1 protein-coding gene is annotated in these 240 nt (G+C 50.0%); it reads left to right on the top strand.

Annotation, left to right across the window (positions count from 1 at the left end; all coding sequences use genetic code 11):
- Positions 1 to 240, top strand: a 240-nt coding sequence (locus KZZ07_RS27355; protein WP_219520186.1) for a hypothetical protein, incomplete at both ends; no start/stop codon positions are given.

Below are 240 nucleotides of genomic sequence, written 5' to 3'. Positions count from 1 at the left end.
ACTTCGATACAGCCGCATCCGAACGTCTCGTCATCGCCGTTAATGACAATAGCACCTCCACCAAGAGCCTCTACTTCGGGTCACCCGGCGTTTCCTACAACCTGATTTCAGGATCAACGCTCAACGCTTCCGCTTCCTACGTCTATTTTGCTCAATTAAATGACAAATTGTTTTATTCGGACGGTTTAGGAACGCTGAAATACGTCTCCAGCGCGAACCTCAACAGCTCCACCACAGCCG

The organism is Mameliella sp. CS4, assembly GCF_019392335.1.
Classification (GTDB): Bacteria; Pseudomonadota; Alphaproteobacteria; order Rhodobacterales; family Rhodobacteraceae; genus Antarctobacter.
Note: the sequence above shows the minus strand (reverse complement) of the source record. Positions and strands in the feature narration are given on the sequence as shown.